At 73.9% G+C, this 17,443-nt stretch carries 20 protein-coding genes; 10 read left to right on the forward strand and 10 right to left on the reverse strand.

Annotated features, from left to right (window positions below; genetic code table 11):
- Positions 1–113: 113 nt before the first annotated feature.
- Entirely contained in the window at positions 114–1,661 is a 1,548-nt protein-coding gene (locus tag Ani05nite_RS17080; protein WP_203769429.1) for a sensor histidine kinase, read from the reverse strand.
- A gap of 35 nt (positions 1,662–1,696) precedes the next feature.
- Positions 1,697–2,731: an SIS domain-containing protein gene (locus tag Ani05nite_RS17085; RefSeq protein ID WP_203769582.1), complete on the reverse strand. Its 1,035-nt coding sequence runs from the start codon at positions 2,729–2,731 to the stop codon at positions 1,697–1,699.
- Between the two features lie 196 nt (positions 2,732–2,927).
- On the opposite strand from Ani05nite_RS17085, the gene Ani05nite_RS17090 reads away from it, so the two are divergent.
- Positions 2,928–4,550: a tetratricopeptide repeat protein gene (locus tag Ani05nite_RS17090; RefSeq protein WP_203769430.1), complete on the forward strand. Its 1,623-nt coding sequence runs from the start codon at positions 2,928–2,930 to the stop codon at positions 4,548–4,550.
- On the opposite strand, the gene Ani05nite_RS17095 is transcribed toward Ani05nite_RS17090, so the two are convergent.
- Positions 4,540–4,755 (reverse strand): biotin/lipoyl-binding carrier protein, encoded by a 216-nt coding sequence (locus Ani05nite_RS17095; protein WP_184989578.1) that lies wholly within the window; start codon positions 4,753–4,755, stop codon positions 4,540–4,542. The two genes, Ani05nite_RS17090 and Ani05nite_RS17095, sit on opposite strands and share 11 nt — an antisense overlap.
- Before the next feature lie 142 nt (positions 4,756–4,897).
- On the opposite strand from Ani05nite_RS17095, the gene Ani05nite_RS42380 reads away from it, so the two are divergent.
- Complete coding sequence (locus Ani05nite_RS42380) at positions 4,898–4,972, forward strand: 50S ribosomal protein bL37 (RefSeq protein ID WP_369814844.1); 75 nt, start codon at positions 4,898–4,900, stop codon at positions 4,970–4,972.
- A gap of 70 nt (positions 4,973–5,042) precedes the next feature.
- Here the strand turns inward: Ani05nite_RS42380 and rsrA are convergent, their stop codons facing one another.
- From rsrA to Ani05nite_RS17120, 5 genes are all read right to left on the reverse strand, one after another.
- A complete protein-coding gene (gene rsrA, locus Ani05nite_RS17100) occupies positions 5,043–5,330 on the reverse strand; it encodes a mycothiol system anti-sigma-R factor (protein ID WP_377882637.1) in 288 nt (95 codons plus the stop codon).
- Positions 5,327–6,160: a sigma-70 family RNA polymerase sigma factor gene (locus tag Ani05nite_RS17105; protein WP_275410568.1), complete on the reverse strand. Its 834-nt coding sequence runs from the start codon at positions 6,158–6,160 to the stop codon at positions 5,327–5,329. The genes rsrA and Ani05nite_RS17105 overlap by 4 nt, the downstream gene beginning before the upstream one ends.
- A gap of 70 nt (positions 6,161–6,230) precedes the next feature.
- Positions 6,231–6,830 (reverse strand): alpha/beta hydrolase family protein, encoded by a 600-nt coding sequence (locus tag Ani05nite_RS17110; protein ID WP_377882639.1) that lies wholly within the window; start codon positions 6,828–6,830, stop codon positions 6,231–6,233.
- 11 nt (positions 6,831–6,841) lie between these two features.
- Entirely contained in the window at positions 6,842–7,237 is a 396-nt protein-coding gene (locus Ani05nite_RS17115) for a WhiB family transcriptional regulator (protein WP_203769434.1), read from the reverse strand.
- A 230-nt stretch (positions 7,238–7,467) separates the two neighbouring features.
- The gene (locus Ani05nite_RS17120; RefSeq protein WP_203769436.1) at positions 7,468–8,157 is read right to left on the reverse strand and encodes an SOS response-associated peptidase; all 690 of its coding nucleotides are present in this window, start codon (positions 8,155–8,157) and stop codon (positions 7,468–7,470) included.
- Between the two features lie 68 nt (positions 8,158–8,225).
- On the opposite strand from Ani05nite_RS17120, the gene aroA reads away from it, so the two are divergent.
- The 6 genes from aroA (at position 8,226) to Ani05nite_RS17150 (ending at position 13,913) form a co-directional block, all read left to right on the forward strand.
- Entirely contained in the window at positions 8,226–9,518 is a 1,293-nt protein-coding gene (gene aroA / locus Ani05nite_RS17125; RefSeq protein WP_203769438.1) for a 3-phosphoshikimate 1-carboxyvinyltransferase, read from the forward strand.
- 2 nt (positions 9,519–9,520) lie between these two features.
- Positions 9,521–10,612, forward strand: a complete 1,092-nt coding sequence (rsgA, locus tag Ani05nite_RS17130; protein ID WP_203769590.1) for a ribosome small subunit-dependent GTPase A — start codon at positions 9,521–9,523, stop codon at positions 10,610–10,612.
- 68 nt (positions 10,613–10,680) lie between these two features.
- Positions 10,681–11,496 carry a histidinol-phosphatase gene (gene hisN / locus Ani05nite_RS17135; RefSeq protein ID WP_203769440.1) on the forward strand — a complete coding sequence of 272 codons (816 nt, stop codon included), beginning with the start codon at positions 10,681–10,683 and terminating at the stop codon, positions 11,494–11,496.
- A 70-nt stretch (positions 11,497–11,566) separates the two neighbouring features.
- Positions 11,567–12,433, forward strand: a complete 867-nt coding sequence (locus tag Ani05nite_RS17140) for a hypothetical protein (protein ID WP_239130132.1) — start codon at positions 11,567–11,569, stop codon at positions 12,431–12,433.
- Positions 12,434–12,571: 138 nt separating this feature from the next.
- Positions 12,572–13,345: an ATP-binding protein gene (locus Ani05nite_RS17145; protein ID WP_203769444.1), complete on the forward strand. Its 774-nt coding sequence runs from the start codon at positions 12,572–12,574 to the stop codon at positions 13,343–13,345.
- A 10-nt stretch (positions 13,346–13,355) separates the two neighbouring features.
- On the forward strand, positions 13,356–13,913 hold the full coding sequence (locus tag Ani05nite_RS17150) for a DUF5709 domain-containing protein (protein WP_203769446.1): 558 nt from the start codon (positions 13,356–13,358) through the stop codon (positions 13,911–13,913).
- Here Ani05nite_RS17150 and Ani05nite_RS17155 read toward each other — a convergent pair.
- Positions 13,910–14,539: a response regulator gene (locus Ani05nite_RS17155; RefSeq protein ID WP_203769592.1), complete on the reverse strand. Its 630-nt coding sequence runs from the start codon at positions 14,537–14,539 to the stop codon at positions 13,910–13,912. The two genes, Ani05nite_RS17150 and Ani05nite_RS17155, sit on opposite strands and share 4 nt — an antisense overlap.
- A gap of 31 nt (positions 14,540–14,570) precedes the next feature.
- Positions 14,571–15,701, reverse strand: coding sequence for a MacS family sensor histidine kinase (gene macS / locus Ani05nite_RS17160; protein ID WP_203769448.1), 1,131 nt, complete (start codon positions 15,699–15,701; stop codon positions 14,571–14,573).
- Between the two features lie 65 nt (positions 15,702–15,766).
- Between macS and Ani05nite_RS17165 the strand changes: the two genes are divergently transcribed.
- Positions 15,767–16,159, forward strand: a complete 393-nt coding sequence (locus Ani05nite_RS17165) for an ATP-binding protein (RefSeq protein ID WP_203769594.1) — start codon at positions 15,767–15,769, stop codon at positions 16,157–16,159.
- Between the two features lie 99 nt (positions 16,160–16,258).
- Positions 16,259–17,338: a carbohydrate-binding protein gene (locus Ani05nite_RS17170; RefSeq protein ID WP_203769450.1), complete on the forward strand. Its 1,080-nt coding sequence runs from the start codon at positions 16,259–16,261 to the stop codon at positions 17,336–17,338.
- Positions 17,339–17,443: the final 105 nt, after the last annotated feature.

Raw genomic sequence — 17,443 nt, forward strand, 5'->3', positions numbered from 1 at the left:
GCGAGGCGTCGCCTGTCAAAGCCCCCGCACTGACAGTTACGTGGCGCTAAAGCTAGGGGTCAGGATGATCACCGTCAATAGCGGAGATCATCAATTGGGTCACGGTCGTCGAATCAGCGCTTGCCGAGCGGCACCACCAGCACCGCCTCGGTGCCGCCGCCCGCCCGGTTGCGCAGCTCGATGCTGCCTCGCAACTCGCCGGTGGCCAGCGCGCGCACGATCTGCAGGCCCAGCCGCTTGCTGGCGTCCGCGTGGAAGTCCGCCGGCAGGCCCTGGCCGTTGTCCGCGACGGTGACGTGCAACTGCTTGCGGAACCGGTGCGCCGACACCACCACCTCGCCGGTCGGCGCCGGCGGGAGCAGGGACGGCTCGGGCGCCGGGGCGTCCTCGTCCGGGGCCGGGAAGCCGTGCTCCACCGCGTTGATCAGCAGCTCGTTGAGCACCATCACCAGCGAGGTGGCGATCTCGGCGGGCAGGACGCCGAACGTGCCCTCGCGGCGCATCTTGATGGTGATCTCGGTGGCCGCGACCTCGGTGGCCGCCGTGGCGACTCGGTCCACGATGCCGTCGAAGTCGACCGCCTCGTCGCTCGACATGGACAGCGTCTCGTGCACCAGGGCGATCGACGCGACCCGGCGTACCGACTCCTGCAGCGCGACCCGGGCCTCCGGGGCGTTGACCCGGCGGGCCTGCAGGCGCAGCAGGGCCGCCACCGTCTGCAGGTTGTTCTTCACCCGGTGATGGATCTCCCGGATGGTCGCATCCTTGGTCATCAGGGCCCGGTCCCGGCGGCGGACCTCGGTGACGTCGCGGGCCAGCACCAGGGCGCCGATCGGCACGCCCGCCGGCATCAGCGGCAGCGCCCGCATCAGCACGGTGGCTCCCCGGGCCTCCACCTCCTTGCGGGGTGGCGCCTCCCCGCGCAGCGAGGTGAGGATGCGCTCGGCCGCGTCGGTGCCCTCCAGCGGGTCGGCCGCCAGCCGGCTGGACAGCACGGACAGCTCCTCGCCGACCAGGTGCGCGTTGAAGCCGAGCCGCCGGTACGCCGACTGCGCGTTCGGGCTGGCGTAGGTGACCTTGCCGCTCGCGTCCAGCCGGATCAGCCCGTCGCCGACGCGCGGCGCCGAGGTGGTCTCGCCCGGGTGGGCGGGCGCGGGGAAGGTGCCGTCGGCGACCATCTGGGCCAGGTCGTCGGCCGTGGTCAGGTAGTTGAGCTCCAGCTGGCTCGGGGTGCGCGCGGTGGACAGGTTGGTGTCGCGGCCGATCACCGCGATGACCTCGATGTTCTCGTCCGCGCCGCGCCGGCGTACCGGGATCGCCTCGTGCCGGGCCGGGGTGTCGCCGTACCAGACCGGGTCGCCCTCGCGCCAGATCCGGCCCTGGACGTACGCGATGTCCAGGTGGGCCACCTCCGGGCCGCCGACCTTCTTGCCCACCTGGTCGTCCTGGTACGCCGTGGAGGAGGTGTTCGGGCGCACCTGGGCCACGCAGAGGAACTCGCGCGGCCGGCCCTCCTCGCCCCGCACCGGCACCCAGAGCAGCAGGTCGGCGAAGGAGAGGTCGGACAGCAGCTGCCAGTCGCCGGCGAGCCGGGTGAGGTGGTCGATGTCTTCGGGACCGAGGCCGGTGTGCTCTTCGGCGAGATCGCGCAGGGTGGACACGGCTCAAGCGTGCCATGCCCACCCGGGCGTCACGATCAGAGCGTCGAGGTGACCTTCTTGAGGCCGCGCGGCGCGTCCGGGTCCTCGCCGCGGGCCAGCGCCAGGGCCAGCGCCAGCCGCTGCAACGGCAGGATGTCGAGCAGTGGGGCATAGCGCTCGTCGACCGCGGGGACGGCGAGCCGCCCGGCGGCGCCCGGGATGTCGGTGGCGCCGACCGTGACGACGTCGGCGCGGCGTTCCCCGAGGCGGGTCACCACGTCGGCCATGGAGGCGCCGCCGGGCCCGGTGCCGACGACCGCGAGCACCGGCACGTCCGGGTCGGCCATCGCCAGCGGCCCGTGCAGCAGGTCGGCGCCGGAGAAGGACAGGGCCGGCAGGTACGACGTCTCCATCAGCTTCAGGGCGGTCTCCCGGGCGGTCGGGTAGGCGTACCCCCGGCCGGTCGTGACCAGGCGCGACGCGAAGCGGTAGCGCTGCGCCAGTTCCTCGGCGCCGGATGCGGCGAGGGCGTCCCGGGCGAGCTGCGGCAGCTTCGCCAGCGCGGCGCGCTCCTCGGCGGGCAGCGTGCCGTCGCCGTTGCGGACGCCCTCGACCAGCAGGAGCAGCGCCAGCAGCTCGGCCGTGTACGTCTTGGTGGCGGCCACCGCCCGCTCGTGCCCGGCGGCCACGTCCACCGAGAGCTCGGCGGTCCGGGCGAGTGGGGAATCGGGATTGTTGGTCACCGCGAGGGTGAGCGCGCCGCTCCCCCGGGCGACCTTGAGAACCTCGGTGAGGTCCGGCGAGCCGCCGCTCTGGCTGACCCCCACCACCAGCGCGCCGGCCAGGTCGGGGCGCGCGCCGTAGAGGGTGATGGCGCTGGGCGAGGCGAGACCGACCGGGATGCCCAGCCGGATCTCGGTGAGGTACGCGGCGTAGAGCGCCGCGTGGTCGGAGGTGCCGCGGCCGACGAGGACCACGTGCCGGGGCCGCCGTTCGGCCACCCGGGCCGCGACCGCCGCGATCGCCTTCGCGGGCCCGCCCTCCAGCAGCCGTGCGTAACCCTCCGGCTGCTCTGCGATGTCGGCCGCCATTCCCTGGCCTCGCTGCGTCACTGACCCACCCCTTCATGCGCGGTAAAGCTCGTTGCGTGCGCAGTCTTGCAGGTTTGAGCTGCCAAACGCAACGTTTCGAGCACGGATGCGCAGGGATTGCGGCCTGACATATCGAAATTCCTCGCCTAGGCTCTCGTCGGTGGCACACCGCGTGCCACCCGAGGAAGGCGTGGCCATGGAAGACCCCCGGCGCTCCGCCGACCGCGACCTCGAGCAGGCCCGCGCGGCGCTCGAACGCGGCGAGATGCACCACGCCGCCGACCACCTGGCCGGTGCGATCGCGCACGCGCCGACGTTGCCGGAGACCCACGAGCTGCTCAGCCGGCTGGCGGCCCGCGCGGACGGCGCCCTGGAGCTCTTCCCGCTGGAGCAGCACGCCTTCGTCGGCACCGTGGTCGCCCGGGCCCACCTGCTCGCCGCGGCCGGCCGGCCCGAGGACGGGCTGCCCCTGCTGGTCGCCGCGAGCGGACACACCCCCGGCGTCGACTGGGCCGGTGTGCCGTGGGTCAGCGACCCGGCGCTGGGCGCCCGGATGGAACCGGGCCTGCTGGCCCAGATCGTCATGCAGCTCTGCACCACCATCGGCGACCCGGCGCCCGAGGCCGGCCGCGAGTCCCTGCTGCCCTATCTGACCCTCGTCCGGCACGCCGTGACGGCGCACCCGGAGCAGGCCATGCTGCTCGGCGCGGGCTCGGCCCTGGCCCGCCGGCTCGGCGAGCCGGCCCTGGCGGTGGAATGGGCCGTGCGCGGCGCCCGGCTCCGGCCGTCGAAGCTGGCCGAGATCTGGCTGGGCTACGCCTACCGCAGCGCCGACCGTATCCCCGAGTCCCTGGCGGCCCTGCGCCGCGCGGTCATGTACGACCCCGAGGACCTCTCGGTGTACGCCGACATCGCCGGCACCCTGGCCGACCACGGCCGCCTCGACGACGCGCTCGCCTGGGCCGACCGGGCGCTGGCCAAGGATCCCGAGTTCGACTGCGCGGTGCACACCGCGCACCGGCTGCGTTACCGCGCCGACGGTGACCTGTCCCACCTGGTCCGGCTGGCCGATTTCCAGCGCGACCATCCCGACGACACCCACGAGCACGCCGACCTGGCGGACTGCTGCGCCGACCAGCCGTGGCTCAGCCGGGTGCCGTCCGGGCCGGGCCCGGCTGCCGATCCCGCCCGCGGGCCGGGCGATCCCGCGCAGCCCACGCCGGCCGCCGTGCAGCGGCTGCACCGGGTCGCCCACCCGCTGTGGCCGCACCCGCCGGCGGCCTACGACGCGGCGCTCGGGCTGGTGCTGGTGGAGCCGGCCGAACTGCTCGCCCTCATCGCCCACCCGCCGGCCGCCCCGGACAACGAGGTGGGCCGGGCGCTGGCCGCCCACGACCCGGCCCTGTGGACGCGCTGCGCGCAGGCCTGGGCCTGCCTGGGCCTGCTGCACCAGCGCACGGACGAGCCGTGGGCGGCGTCGCTGCGCCGCCGCCTGCTGACCGGGCTGGCCACCGCGGGCACCGACCAGATCGCCGAGGCGGCCCTCTTCGCCCTGGTCACGGCCGCCTGGGTGGACCCGTCGGCCCGGGCCGACGTGGCCGCGCTGGTCACCCGGCGGCTGGCCGAGACCGCGGCGCACCCGATCGCCTGGTCGGTGGCGCAGCTGGCGCTGGCCACCCCGGAGCTCGCGCCGGAGGTGCGGCTGCGGGCCGCGGAGGTGGTCCGCGCGGAGGAGGACCACTCGGCGGCCGGGCCGCCCCGGCCGCGCCGCCGCGGTGACCGCCTGCGGCGCTGGCTCTCGGGCCGTCCTACTCGATGACGGCGATCAGGTCGCCCTCCTGCACCACGTCGCCCTCGTTGACCGCGAGCTGAGCCACGACCCCGTCGGACTCCGCGAGCACCGGGATCTCCATCTTCATGGACTCGAGGATCACGAGGGTGTCGCCCTCCTCGACGTCGGCGCCGGCGGCGGCCACGACCTTCCACACATTGGCCACCATCTCGGCTCGGATCTCGTCGGCCATGGTGAAGTCCTCCTCGTCGGCACAGCTGAAGTGACGGTATCCAATCACGGGCGCGTCGGGCGGGCATATGGGGCGTGCCGGGGCGTCGCGGCGGGAGCGTCTACCATCGGCGGGTTGACCGCGAGGACGAACGGAGATCGACATGGCGAAGAAGTCGCGCAAGAAGAAGGCCCGGAAGAAGAGCGCTGCGAACCACGGCAAGCGTCCCAACTCCTGAGCCGTGGCACACGGGAAGGGCCGGTAGCGTGCGCTACCGGCCCTTCTTCCGTGTCTGGCGCCCCCCGCGGTCAGGGCAGGAACTCGTGGCTCTCCGCCTCGACCGCGTACTCGCTGAGCTTCGTGCGGAGCCGCTCGCGCAGCTCCCTCGGCGCTGTCTCGTCGCCGCAGCAACGGGCGACGAGCGCCTTCACCTCGTGCTCGATGCCGTACTCGCGCAGGCAGTCGGAGCAGTCGTCGAGGTGCCGCTGGATCAGCTCGCGCCGGTCGTCGCTGCACTCCAGATCGAGATACAGGTAGACCTCGCTGATCACGACGCTGCAGTCGGTCTTCTGGGCTTCGTCGTTCACGTCGCTCACGCCTCCTGTGCGGCGGGCGCGCCGGAGGTGCGGGTGATGCCCCGGTCCAGCGCGTACTGCTCGAGCAGTTTGCGCAGGTTCCGCCGGCCGCGGTGCAGCCGGGACATGACGGTGCCGATCGGCGTGCCCATGATGTCGGCGATCTCCTTGTACGAGAAACCCTCGACATCGGCGAGGTAGACGGCGAGCCGGAACTCCTCCGGCAACTGCTGCAGGGCGTCCTTGATGTCGCTGTCGGGCAGCCGGTCCAGCGCCTCGGTCTCGGCCGAGCGCAGACCCGCGGACGTGTGCGACTCCGACGAGGCCAGCTGCCAGTCCGAGATCTCCTCGGTGGGCGCCTGCACGGGCTGCCGCTGCTTGCGCCGGTACGAGTTGATGTAGGTGTTCGTCAGGATCCGGTACAGCCAGGCCTTGAGGTTCGTGCCCTCCTCGAACTGGTGGAACGCGGAGAACGCCTTGAGGAAGGTCTCCTGGACGAGGTCCTCGGCATCGGCCGGGTTGCGCGTCATGCGCAGCCCCGCCGCGTACAGCTGGTCGACGAAGGGCAGCGCGTCCCGTTCGAAGCGCGCCCGGCGCTCCTCGGTCCTCTCGCTGCGTTCCGTCCGTTCCGTCCGCTCTGCTGGCGTCACCCGCACGTCTCCCCTCGACCGCCCCGCCGAGGATACGGGTAGTGCCCCGTCCGCAGATTCAAAAACCGCCGGTGTGCTCACGCTCACCGATGACGGGACGGGCGCCGGGACGGCAGCGGGCCACTCCGGCGCGTACAGCAACTGCCGCACCTTGCGCGCCTCAAGGCCGCCGCGCTCGGCGAATCCGGTTCCGGCTTGCACTTTGGGGTACCCCTTCCGACGTACAGCCTTCCGGGTTGTGCAACGACGCCGGGCCGGTCGGCATTCCGCCTCACCGGGCCCATCCGTGCGCCCGCAGCCAGGCGACGACTGTCGCCGCCGTGCCGGGCAGGTCGCGGCGCAGATCATGGACCGCGCCCGGGCGTACGACCACCTCCACGGCGCCGCCCGGCGCCGGCACGCCGAAGGGGTCGCGGTCGCCGTTGACCACCAGGGTGGGGATGCGGGCCGGCAGCTCGGCGGCCCGGCTGCGCTCCGGCCGGCCCGGCGGGTGCAGCGGGAAGGCCAGCGCGAGCACCCCGGACGCGCCCAGCACCGCCGCCGTGCGGCACGCCACCCGGGCCCCGCTGGAGCGGCCGCCGAGGATCAGCGGTGGGCCGCCGGGCAGGGCGGTCACCACCGCGGTCCAGGCCTCGTCCAGGTGGCCGGCGGGTGCGGGCGCGCGGCGCCCGGCGACGCGGTACGGCTGGGTGACCAGCACCACCCGGGCCCCCGCGGCCACGGCGGCGTCGTGCACCGCGGCCAGGTCGGGCGCGTCCACGTCGCCGCCCGCGCCGTGGCCGAGGACGAGGCGGCAGAGCGGCGGGCCGACGGGGTCCGTGATCCGGATCCCCGCCGGCCCGCGCGGCGTTTCGATCGTGAGGCTGTGCACAGCTCCTATGTCTAGCGGCTCACCGGCACCAGAGTGAGCAGACGGCGGTCTTCCTCGTCCGGACCGTCGTCGACCTCCGCGCCGTCGGGCTGCACCCGTTCGCGCCAGGCGACGAGCATGGCCCGGCGTTCACGCGGAGTGGTCCCGCCCCAGACCCCGTGACAGTCACCGACCTGGAGAGCCCAGGCCAGGCATGGTCCCTGGACCACGCATCTGCCGCAGAGCGCGACCGCGCTCTCGGACGGCTCGTTCGGAGCCGGGAAGAACGTTTCCGGATCGACTGTGCGGCAGGCGCCGCGGGTGCGCCAAGCCTCATCGCTGCGTCGTTCGTCGATCGCGCTGAGCAGCCTCGGGTCGCGCCTGGCAATGGCGACCTCATGTGGACGCGGCATTCGAGCACGTGTCATCAGCCCACCTCCCCCGTGGGTACCGGTAAAGCCGTGATGGGCGGTCCGCACCGTACGGACCGACATCACACCGGCGCTGGTTTCTATCGCACGGAGGAAGATCAGAACAAGGGTCTTATCTATCTCGCAATAAAGTTTCGTGAGCCCATTGCCTGCATATGCGGGCAAAACACTTCGCGTTTGTCAGCGAAGCGGCAATTCGGACACTCGAAATGTTCGCATCACGTCGCTCAGAACAGCGTCACCTCCGCCGGCGCCACCGGCTCGGCGGCGGTGAGCAGATGCGGACCGTTGTTGCGCACATTTCCCACGTCCGGACGGACCGGCCGCACCTCGATCGCCTCGAGCTCGGCGGGCGTCAGGGGTTGCAGCAGCGCGCCCGGGTCGCCGCCGCCGGCCAGCCACTCGGGCCAGCGCTCGCGGGGCAGGATCAGCGGCATCCGGTCGTGCACCTCGGCCAGGCCGCCCAGCGCGGCCGTGGTCAGCACGCTGCAGGTCAGCGTCTGCTCGCGCCACATCGTCCAGATGCCCGCGAAGGCCAGCACGGACGCGTCCCGCGGGGTCATGTAGAAGGCCTGCTTGAGCCGGCCGTCGCGGACCCACTCGAACCAGCCGTCGGCCGGGACCAGGCAGCGCCGGCGCTCGAAGGACGGGGCGAAGGCGCGCGAGGTGGCCACCGTCTCGGCGCGGGCGTTGATCATCCGGGCGCCGGCCCGCGGATCGTCCGCCCACGGCGGGAGCAGGCCCCAGCGCGCCGCGTCGACGACCCGGCCGCCGTGCCGCTGCGACATGCGGACCAGGGGCACGGGGTCGGTGGGCGCGACGTTCCAGCTCGGCCCCAGCGCCTCGGTGACGCTGGTGGCGTCGAAGAGCAGGCTGAGGTCGGCCTCGCTCCGCGTCGTCGCGTACCGCCCACACATGGGGCCGACCTTACGCCCGGCGCGGCGATCGCGTTGCCCCGCGCGGAGTGTCGGAGCCGACCGGCAGAATGGGTGCCGTGACAGCTCAAGCGCGCCCCTGGACGGCCCCCGTCAGCAGCCGGCCGGTCACGGCCCCGGTCCGGTTGCCCGGATCCAAGTCGATGACCGCCCGGGCGCTGGTGCTCAGCGCCCTCGCCGACGGGCCCTCGGAGATCCGCCGTCCGCTGCGCGCCCGCGACACCACGCTGATGGCCGCGGCCCTGCGCGCCCTCGGCGTCGGGGTGGACACCACGGCCGACGACGTGTGGCGGGTCGAGCCCGGACCGTTGCGCGGGCCGGCCCGGGTGGACGTGGGGCTGGCCGGCACGATCATGCGGTTCGCCCCGCCGGTGGCGGCGCTGGCCGACGGCCCGGTCACCTTCGACGGCGACCCGCACGCGCGCAACCGGCCGCTGCGGCCCATCGTCGAGGCCCTGCGGACCCTCGGGGCCGACATCGACGCGTCACCGGCCGGCGGCCTGCCGCTGGTGGTCCGCGGCACCGGCCTGCTCCCCGGCGGCGAGGCGGTCATCGACGCCTCCGGGTCCAGCCAGTTCGTCTCGGGCCTGCTGCTGTCCGCACCCCGCTTCGCCAAGGGACTGGTGCTGCGGCACGAGGGCCCGCCGGTCCCGTCCGCGCCGCATCTGCGGATGACCACCCACATGCTGCGCGCCGCGGGCGCGACGGTGGACGAGAGCGTGCCGGACGTGTGGGCCGTCGAGCCGGGCGGGCTGCGCGCACACTCCTGGGACATCGAGCCGGACCTGTCCGGCGCGGCGCCCTTCTTCGCGGCGGCGATGGTCACCGGCGGCGCCGTCACCCTGGCCGGCTGGCCGGCCGCCAGCTGGCAGCCGGTCGGCCGGCTCACCGAGCTGCTGACCGCGCTGGGCGCCGAGGTCACCCGGGACGACGCGGGGCTCACCGTGCGCGGCACCGGCGTGCTGCGCGGCATCGAGGCCGACCTGTCCGAGGTGAGCGAGCTGACCCCGGTCGTCGCCGCGCTGGCCGCGCTGGCCGACGGGCCCAGCGAGCTGCGCGGCGTGGCGCACATCCGCGGCCACGAGACCGACCGGATCGCCGCGCTCGCCACCGAGCTGGGCAAGGTCGGCGCGGACGTGGTCGAGCACCCCGACGGCCTGCTGATCACCCCGGGCCGGTTGCGCGCCGCGGTGGTCGAGACCTACGCCGACCACCGGATGGCCCACTTCGCGGCCGTGTTGGGGCTCGCCGTCGAGGGCGTCCGGCTCACCGACGTAGCGTGTACCGCCAAGACCCTGCCGGAGTTCCCCGAGCTCTGGGCCGACCTCGTGACAGGGAGCTGACGCTGCCGGGCAAGAAGCGCGAGTACGACGAGGACGACGTCCGGATCAGACCGGGACGGTCGTCCCGTCCGCGTACCCGCACCCGACCCAAGCACACCGACGCCGTCGACGCGCTCGTGATCACCGTCGACCGCGGCCGGTACGGCTGCATCCGCGAGGACGCCGAGTCAACCCGCGGCGGAAGACGGAACGCAACCCCGCATGCTGAGCACCTGGACGAGCTGATCACCGCGATGCGGGCCCGCGAGCTGGGCCGCAAGTCCGTGGTCGTCGGCGACCGGGTGGCCCTGGTCGGCGACACGTCCGGGGCGCCCGGCGCGCTGGCCCGGATCGTCCGGATCGCCGAGCGCACGTCGGTGCTGCGCCGCACGGCCGACGACGACGACACCACCCCGGAGGGCCGGCTCGAACGCGTGGTCGTGGCCAACGCCGACCAGCTGGTCATCGTCAGCGCGCTGGCCGATCCGCCGCCGCGCACCGGCTTCATCGACCGGTGCCTGGTGGCGGCGTACGACGCCGACGTCGAGCCGCTGCTCTGCCTGACCAAGGCCGACCTGGCCGGGCCGGCCGGGGTGCTGGACTACTACGCCGAGCTGGACCTGCCGTACGTCCTGGTCCAGCCGGAGAGCGACCTGACCGGGGTACGCGAGCGGCTGGCCGGGCGCATCTCGGTCATGGTCGGCCACTCCGGCGTGGGCAAGTCCACGCTGGTCAACCGGCTGGTGCCGGAGGCGCTGCGGGCGGTCGGAGTGGTGAGCGCGATCGGCAAGGGCCGGCACACGTCGACCAGCGCGGTGGCGCTGCGCCTGCCCCGGGTGCAGAAGGGCGACCCCGGCTGGATCATCGACACACCGGGCATCCGCAGCTTCGGGCTGGCCCACGTGAGCGCGGAGAGCCTGCTGCACGGCTTCCCGGACCTGGTCGAGGGCACGGTGGAGTGTCCGCCGAACTGCGGGCACACGGCCGGTGACGTGGACTGCCGGCTGGACGCCTGGGTGGCGGCGGGAAAGGCCGACCCGCGGCGGCTGGCGTCGTACCGGCGGCTGCTGAGCTCGCGCGCCGGCGAGGACAACTCCCGCGACCAGAGCGAGTGACGCCGGCCGCGGCGCCGCGCGCGGCCGGGCGCGGCGGCGCGGCCGGGCGGATCGGCTAGCGTGCCCGCATGGCCTCGTATGCCGACGACCTCGCCCTCGCCCACCTGCTCGCCGACACGGCGGACTCGATCTCCATGGCCCGGTTCCGGTCCCTGGACCTGCACGTCGAGTCGAAGCCGGACCTGACCCCGGTCTCGGACGCCGACAAGGCCGTGGAGCAGGCGATCCGGGCGACGCTGGCCCGCGCCCGGCCGCGCGACGGCGTGCTCGGCGAGGAGTTCGGCATGTCCACCCCGCCGGCGGGCCAGGGCAACCGGCACTGGGTGATCGACCCGATCGACGGGACCAAGAACTTCATCCGGGGCGTCCCGGTCTGGGGCACCCTGATCGCCCTGCTGGAGGGCGAGCGGCCGGTCGCCGGCCTGGTGTCCGCCCCCGCGCTGGGCCGCCGCTGGTGGGGCGCGCAGGGCCACGGCGCCTGGGCGGGCAAACACCAGCGCGCCGCGACCCGGATCTCCGTGTCGGCCGTCCGCCGGATGGGCGACGCCAGCTTCTGTTACGCCAGCCTGCCGAGCTGGGAGGAGGCGGGACGGCTGGAGCCGATGCTGCAGATCATGCGGGACGCCTGGCGCAACCGGGCCTACGGCGACTTCTACGGCTACATGCTGCTCGCCGAGGGCGCGGTGGACGTCATGGTGGAGCCCGAGCTGTCGCTGTGGGACGTGGCGGCCCTGATCCCCATCGTCACCGAGGCCGGTGGCCAGTTCACCGACCTGGCCGGCGAGCGCGCCCCGGGCGACGGGAGCGCCATCGCCACCAACGGTCACCTGCACCGGGAAATCCTCGGGCGGCTGGCCGCCGGGGTCGCCCCGGCGCACCGTTAGTCTCCGGGCGCCGCCGGAGCTGGTCTATTCTCGCCGGGTGATGTCGCCGGGCTGGTTCTACCTCGCCGCGATGATTGCCGCGTACGGGGTCGCCAACCTGTTGCAGTCGATGGCGGCCGCCCGCACCACCGTGCACCACACCTTCGACCCGCAGCTGCTGGTCCGGCTCGCCTGTCACCGTACGTATCTGCTCGGGGTGCTCTGTCAGGTCCTGGGTTTCGTACTGGCCTTCGTCGCCCGCCGCGACCTGCCGCTGTTCCTGGTGCAGGCCAGCGTCGCGGCCGGGCTGGGGGTCACCGCGCTGCTCGGCGTGCTGCTGCTGAAGTGGACCCTGCCGGTCGCCGAGGTCGCGCTGCTGGTGCTGCTGCTGGGCGGCATCACCGCCCTCGTGCTGTCGGCCCAGCCGGCGCACTCGCGCCAGCTGGGCCCGGCCGGGGTGGTCGGCCTGGCCGTGACCGTGGCGGTGATCGCCCTGCTGGGCTTCTTCGCGGTCCGGCTGCACGGCGCGCTCGGCTCGGTGACGCTCGGCTCGCTGGCCGGCATCGCGTTCTCCGCGGCGGCGATCGCGGCCCGCCCGTTGGCCGCCGAGGAGTCCGTCGGGGGCTACTTCAGCAACCCGCTGCTCTATCTGCTCGTCGCCCACTCGATCGTCGGGCAGCTGCTGCTCGGGCTGGCCATGCAGCGGGGGTCGACGACGGCGGCGGTGGCCGCCATGGACGCCGCGGGAGCCGTGCCGGCCGCCATCGTGGGCCTGCTGCTGCTCGGCGACCGGATCCATCCGGGCCGGGAGTGGCTGGCCGCGGTGGGCTTCGTCGTCACGCTGGGCGCGGTGATCGCGATGACGCGCTACGCCGAGCCGCAGCACCATCACGCCACGGCCCGTACGGCCGCGGGCCGGCGTCCCGACGGCGCGCGGCTGCATCCTGCCGGCCGGTGACGCATGGGCCGCCGCTGACGGGGTATGACCAGACGTGCCCTTCTGCCCCAAATAGTGCAGAGACGCCAAACACGACGTAAGCCGGCACTGATCTGCCGGAATGCGAAGCCCACACGCGTTGGGCACAATGGAGCGATCATGCCGAGCGAGGTCCGACACGAGGTGATCGGCGGACAGACCTATCCGGTCGTCCGGCTGGTCGGGCTGCTCGACGCCGCCACCGCCCCCACCGTCCGGGCGCGCCTGCTCGACCTCCTCGCCGGGCAGCCCGAGGCGCTCGTCGTCGACGTCCGCGAGCTCACCGTCGGCCGGCCCGCCGCCACCGCCGTCCTCGGCGAGGTCGCCCGCGAGGCCGCCGACTGGCCGGGGGGCGATCTGCTGCTCAGCACCGGCTCCGGCGCACCGGCCTGGCGGGACACCGGCCTGCCGGTCTGGCCCGACCCCGAGGACGCCTTCGCCGCGCTCGGCCCCCCGGAGCCCTGGCGCTTCCTGCGGGCCCCGCTCGAGCCCGTGGTCGGCGCGGCCCGGCGCTCCCGGGAGCTGGTCACCGAGGCCTGCGCCCGCTGGGACCTGCCCGACCTGGCCGGTCCCGCTTGCATCGTGGTGACCGAGATGGTCAACAACGTGGTCGCCCACGCGCACACCCCCATGACGGTGTTGCTGGCCCTGCGCGGCGACCGGATGTCGGTGGCCGTCCGCGACCACTCGACGTACGTGCCCCGCTTCACCGGCGGCCCGGTCCCGGTGACCTCCTACGGCGGCCGTGGGCTGCTGCTCATCAACTCCGTGGCGCAGCTCTGGGGCAGCCTGGCGCTGGACGACGGCAAGGTGGTCTGGGCCCTGCTCGACGCGGACGGCGCCGACGCCGATCAACTGCCCAGCACAGGCATGGCGGGCCGGGCGCGCGGGTAGATTGCGGGACATGCGAGACAACGACTACCCGACCGAGGTGTCCGACCCGGAGGCCTCCGGGCTGCCCGAGACGGCGGACGACGACTCGAACGCGTACGACTCGGTGGAGAGCAGCCGGTGGGCCGACGGCGCCGACCCGGCCGCGCTGGCCGGTGTCGGCCCGGGCGGGTCGAACCGTTACGGCGACACCGCCGAGGAGGCCCGCCGGGGCGAGCCGCTCGACTACCGGCTGCGCCAGGAAGAGCCCGACGTCGGCGCGGAGGACCCGCTGGCGGCCGACCGGGACCCGATCGACGAGACCGTCGACTCCTCCGAGCAGCGCCAGTTCGACGCGGACGTGTGGGGCGCGAGCCCGACCTCGGACCCGGACTCCGCGGTGTCGCTCTACGACGACGGCCAGCTCGACGCCGACAGCCCGCGCCCGGTGGGCCGGCTCGTGGAGACCGACGAGGGCTACGGCACCGACGACGAGGCCGACAGCATCGCCTACGACGCCGGCGCCTCCGGCGGTGGCGCCAGCGCCGAGGAGCTCGCCATGCACGAGACCGAGGCGCCCGACTACCGCTAGTCCAGCCCCTGCTCGATGGCGTACCGGGTCAGCTCGACCCGGTTGTGCAGCTGGAGCTTGCCGAGCGTGTTCTGCACGTGGTTCTGCACGGTGCGGTGGCTGAGGACGAGCCGGTCGGCGATCTGCCGGTACGACAGACCCTTGGCCACCAACCGCAGCACCTCGGTCTCGCGCTCGGTCAGCTTCGGCGTCATCCCGTCCGCGGCCGGCGGCTCGACCGCCAGCCGGCGGAACTCGCCCAGCACCAGCCCGGCCAGGCCCGCCGTGAAGACGGTGTCACCGGCGGCGGTGCGGCCGACCGCCTCCAGGAACTCGGCCTGGGCCGCCGACTTCAGCAGGTAGCCGCTCGCGCCGGCCTTGACCGCGTCGAGCACGCTCTGCTGCTCGCCGCTGGCCGAGAGCATCAGCACCCGGACCCCGGGCACCGCCTCCAGCAGCCCGTGGATGACCTCGACGCCGGACACGTCCGGCAGCTGCAGGTCGAGCACGACCACGTCGGGGCGCGCCGCCGCGGCGATCCGCACCGCCTGGCGGCCCTCGCCGGTCGCGGCGACCACGTCGTAGCCGGCCGCGGTCAGGTCGCGGCTGACGCCCTCGCGCCACATCGGATGGTCGTCGACGACCATGACCCTGGTCCTGGGTGCGTCTGTCACCGGCTCAGCCTAACGAGGCGCGCGGCACGCTGAGCTCCACCTCGGTCCCCTGCCCGGGCGCGGAGGTGATCCGGACGGTGCCGTGCAGGTCGGCGATCCGGCCGCGGATGGACTGGGCGACGCCCAGCCGCCCCTGCTGCTCCGCCTGCAGGAACCGCTCGGGCGCGACGCCGCAGCCCTCGTCCCGCACGCTGACGGTCACCTCGCCGGGCTCGTCCTCGACCAGCACCCAGGCCTTGGTGCCGGGCTCGCAGTGCCGCGCCACGTTGTCCAGGGCGGCCCCGACGGCGGCCGCCAGCCCGGTGGCCACCCGCGAGGGCAGCCGGACCGCGCCGGCCGGGGCGGCGACCGACACCGTGGTCGACGCGTACGGGTCGAGCAGCGCCATCAGATCGACCTCGGCGTGCTCGTCGACCGGTTCCGCCGACCGGCCGGTCACCAGCGTGCGCAGCGCCGCCTCCTGCTCGCCGGCCAGCCGGGCCAGCTCGCCGGCCTCCCCGTCCAGCCCGGCGCCGCGCCGCTTGACCAGCGCGAGCACCTGGAGCACCGAGTCGTGGATGTCGCGGGCCAGCCGTTCCCGTTCCCGGATGGTGGCCTCCAGCTGGATGGCCCGCTCCAGGCGCCGCTGGGACACCTCGGCGATGCCGACCAGGTAGCCCACCGCGGTGGCGGCCAGCACCATCAGCACCGTGCCGGTCCACGCGGCCTGGTCGTAGTGCGCGCGCACGGTCAGGTCGGTGGCGCCCATGGCGAGCGCCGCGGCGATCCCCCAGCGCCGCCCGCCGGCCACGGCCCAGGCGATGACCGGGGCGACGTGCCAGGCCACGGCCAGGGTGGGCAGGCCCCGCTCCAGCCCGGGCCGGCCGACCACCCAGAGGCTGGCGGTCATCACCGCCATGGTCACCAGCAGGTCGGCGACCAGCAGCGGGGGCCGGCGCCGGGCCGGCACGGCGTAGGCGTACGTGGTGAAGACCGTCCACGCCGCGATCAGCGCGAGCGCCGGCCAGGCCAGCATCGGACGCTGGTACGCGCCGACGTTGCGGACCACCAGCACCGCCACATAGACCAGCGCGGCGATGCGGTACACCGCGATGGCCCGCCACAGGGGGTTCTGCAGCCCCGTCGATTGCGCCATGGCCAGACGATCCCACAAACCCGCTCGCCCAGCGGAATGATCAGACGTCGCCTACCGTCGGAGGCATCGGCACCGAGCCACTGATCTCCGAGGCGTTCGACCGCAGCCGGGTCACCCCGCTGCGGCACACGGTCGCGGCCCGGGCCGAGGCGGCCGGGATGACCGGCGAACGGCTGGACGACTTCGTGGTGGCCGTCAACGAGTTGCTGACCAACGCCGTACGGCACGGCGGCGGCACCGGACACCTCACGCTCTGGACCTCGGACGGCTCCGTCGTCTGCGACGTGAGCGACTACGGCGCCGGTCTCGACGCGCCGGCCCCACGGCGGCCCATGCCGGACCAACCGGGCGGCTGGGGCCTCTGGCTGGTTCGGGAACTGACGGACACATGTGAGATCAAATCCGGACCCGACGGTACGGCCGTACGCATTTCGAGTCGCACCGACCCACAATCCTGAATCTTTTTTTAATTTCCGCCCCGCCGCCTTGACCTTTGCCCGCCGATCTTCTTATGTCTCTGCTGACGCTTCAGCATCATTGCCCCCGGAGGTTCCCCCGTGCCGCGACACAGCGTGCCGCAGCAGCCCTCGTGGCTGCGCCCCCGACTAGTCGTCGCGTTCGTGGTCGCGACCGCCGGGCTGGTGACCGCCGTCTGGCTGCCCACCCGTAACGACACGGCGGACGCCGCGGAGCGCAACCGCCGCGACGACGGCCGGCCGAGCCGGTCGCTGCCCGCCTTCGCCGACGACTTCTCCGGCCGGCGCGGCAGCACGGTGGACCCGGCGAAGTGGGCGCTGCGCACCGACCGGGTGGACAACGGCGTGCAGTTCAGCGAGAGCGTCCGCAACGCGCGGCTGGACGGCGCCGGCCACCTCGTCATCGTCCTGCGCGGCGAGGACGACGGTGTCTCCACGGCGCGGCTCTACAGCCGGAGCTCGCTGCGCGGCACCACCGGCCGGGTCGAGGCCCGGATCAAGGCGCCGGCCGGCGCCGGCCTGAAGCCGACGTTCGAGCTGGTCGCCGCGGGGCGGCCGGGCGGGGGCGCGCTCAACGTGCTGGCCGAGCCGGTCACCGACGACGACTTCCACACGTACGCGGTGGAGTGGCGGCCGGGCGGGTTCGTGCTGTCCGTCGACGGCGCGCGGGTCCGGCAGGAGTCGCTGCCCGGCGTGGACACGGGTCAGCCGTTCCGGCTGGCGCTGACCCTGACCGTGGGCGACGACCGGGCCGAGGCCGACCTGCCGGCGCGGATGGTGGTCGACGCGGTCAGCTTCTCCGGCGCCGACGCCTCGGCCGAGCCGACCGCACCGCCCACGGCGACCCCGCCGACGACCGCGCCGACCACGGCTCCCACCACTGAGCCCCCGGCAACCACTGAGCCCCCGGCCACCACCGAGCCGCCGGCCACCACCGAGCCGCCCACCACGGCGCCGACGACGACCCCGCCGGCCGCGACCACGCCGCCGACCACGCCGCCCTCGTCGGCGCCGGCCGCCGCCGCCTGGAAGCCGTTCACCGACTACGTGGCCGGCCAGCGCGTGACCTTCAAGGGCGCGGTCTACCAGGTGCTGGAGACCCACACGTCGCTGCCGGGCTGGGAGCCGACCGCGCTGCCCGCCCTGTTCAAGAAGGTCTGAGCCGAAAACCGTTATCGGGGGTTCCGGAACCAGTCTCCCTTGACTGACACCGGTCAATCTGTAAACACTGCTAAAAGTGTTAACAAACCTCTTCCCCCGGAGGCT

It is taken from the genome of Actinoplanes nipponensis, from assembly GCF_016862275.1.
GTDB classification, from domain to species: domain Bacteria; phylum Actinomycetota; class Actinomycetes; order Mycobacteriales; family Micromonosporaceae; genus Actinoplanes; species Actinoplanes nipponensis.

Excerpts from the sequence above, each read along its gene's own strand:
- Ani05nite_RS17085 (WP_203769582.1), bottom strand. The coding sequence starts at position 2,731 with ATGGCGGCCGACATCGCAGAGCAGCCGGAGGGTTACGCACGGCTGCTG.
- Ani05nite_RS17090 (WP_203769430.1), top strand. The coding sequence starts at position 2,928 with ATGGAAGACCCCCGGCGCTCCGCCGACCGCGACCTCGAGCAGGCCCGC.
- Ani05nite_RS17095 (WP_184989578.1), bottom strand. The coding sequence starts at position 4,755 with ATGGCCGACGAGATCCGAGCCGAGATGGTGGCCAATGTGTGGAAGGTC.
- Ani05nite_RS17115 (WP_203769434.1), bottom strand. The coding sequence starts at position 7,237 with ATGACACGTGCTCGAATGCCGCGTCCACATGAGGTCGCCATTGCCAGG.
- Ani05nite_RS17120 (WP_203769436.1), bottom strand. The coding sequence starts at position 8,157 with ATGTGTGGGCGGTACGCGACGACGCGGAGCGAGGCCGACCTCAGCCTG.
- aroA (WP_203769438.1), top strand. The coding sequence starts at position 8,226 with ATGGGTGCCGTGACAGCTCAAGCGCGCCCCTGGACGGCCCCCGTCAGC.
- hisN (WP_203769440.1), top strand. The coding sequence starts at position 10,681 with ATGGCCTCGTATGCCGACGACCTCGCCCTCGCCCACCTGCTCGCCGAC.
- Ani05nite_RS17140 (WP_239130132.1), top strand. The coding sequence starts at position 11,567 with ATGATTGCCGCGTACGGGGTCGCCAACCTGTTGCAGTCGATGGCGGCC.
- Ani05nite_RS17145 (WP_203769444.1), top strand. The coding sequence starts at position 12,572 with ATGCCGAGCGAGGTCCGACACGAGGTGATCGGCGGACAGACCTATCCG.
- Ani05nite_RS17150 (WP_203769446.1), top strand. The coding sequence starts at position 13,356 with ATGCGAGACAACGACTACCCGACCGAGGTGTCCGACCCGGAGGCCTCC.
- Ani05nite_RS17155 (WP_203769592.1), bottom strand. The coding sequence starts at position 14,539 with ATGGTCGTCGACGACCATCCGATGTGGCGCGAGGGCGTCAGCCGCGAC.
- macS (WP_203769448.1), bottom strand. The coding sequence starts at position 15,701 with ATGGCGCAATCGACGGGGCTGCAGAACCCCCTGTGGCGGGCCATCGCG.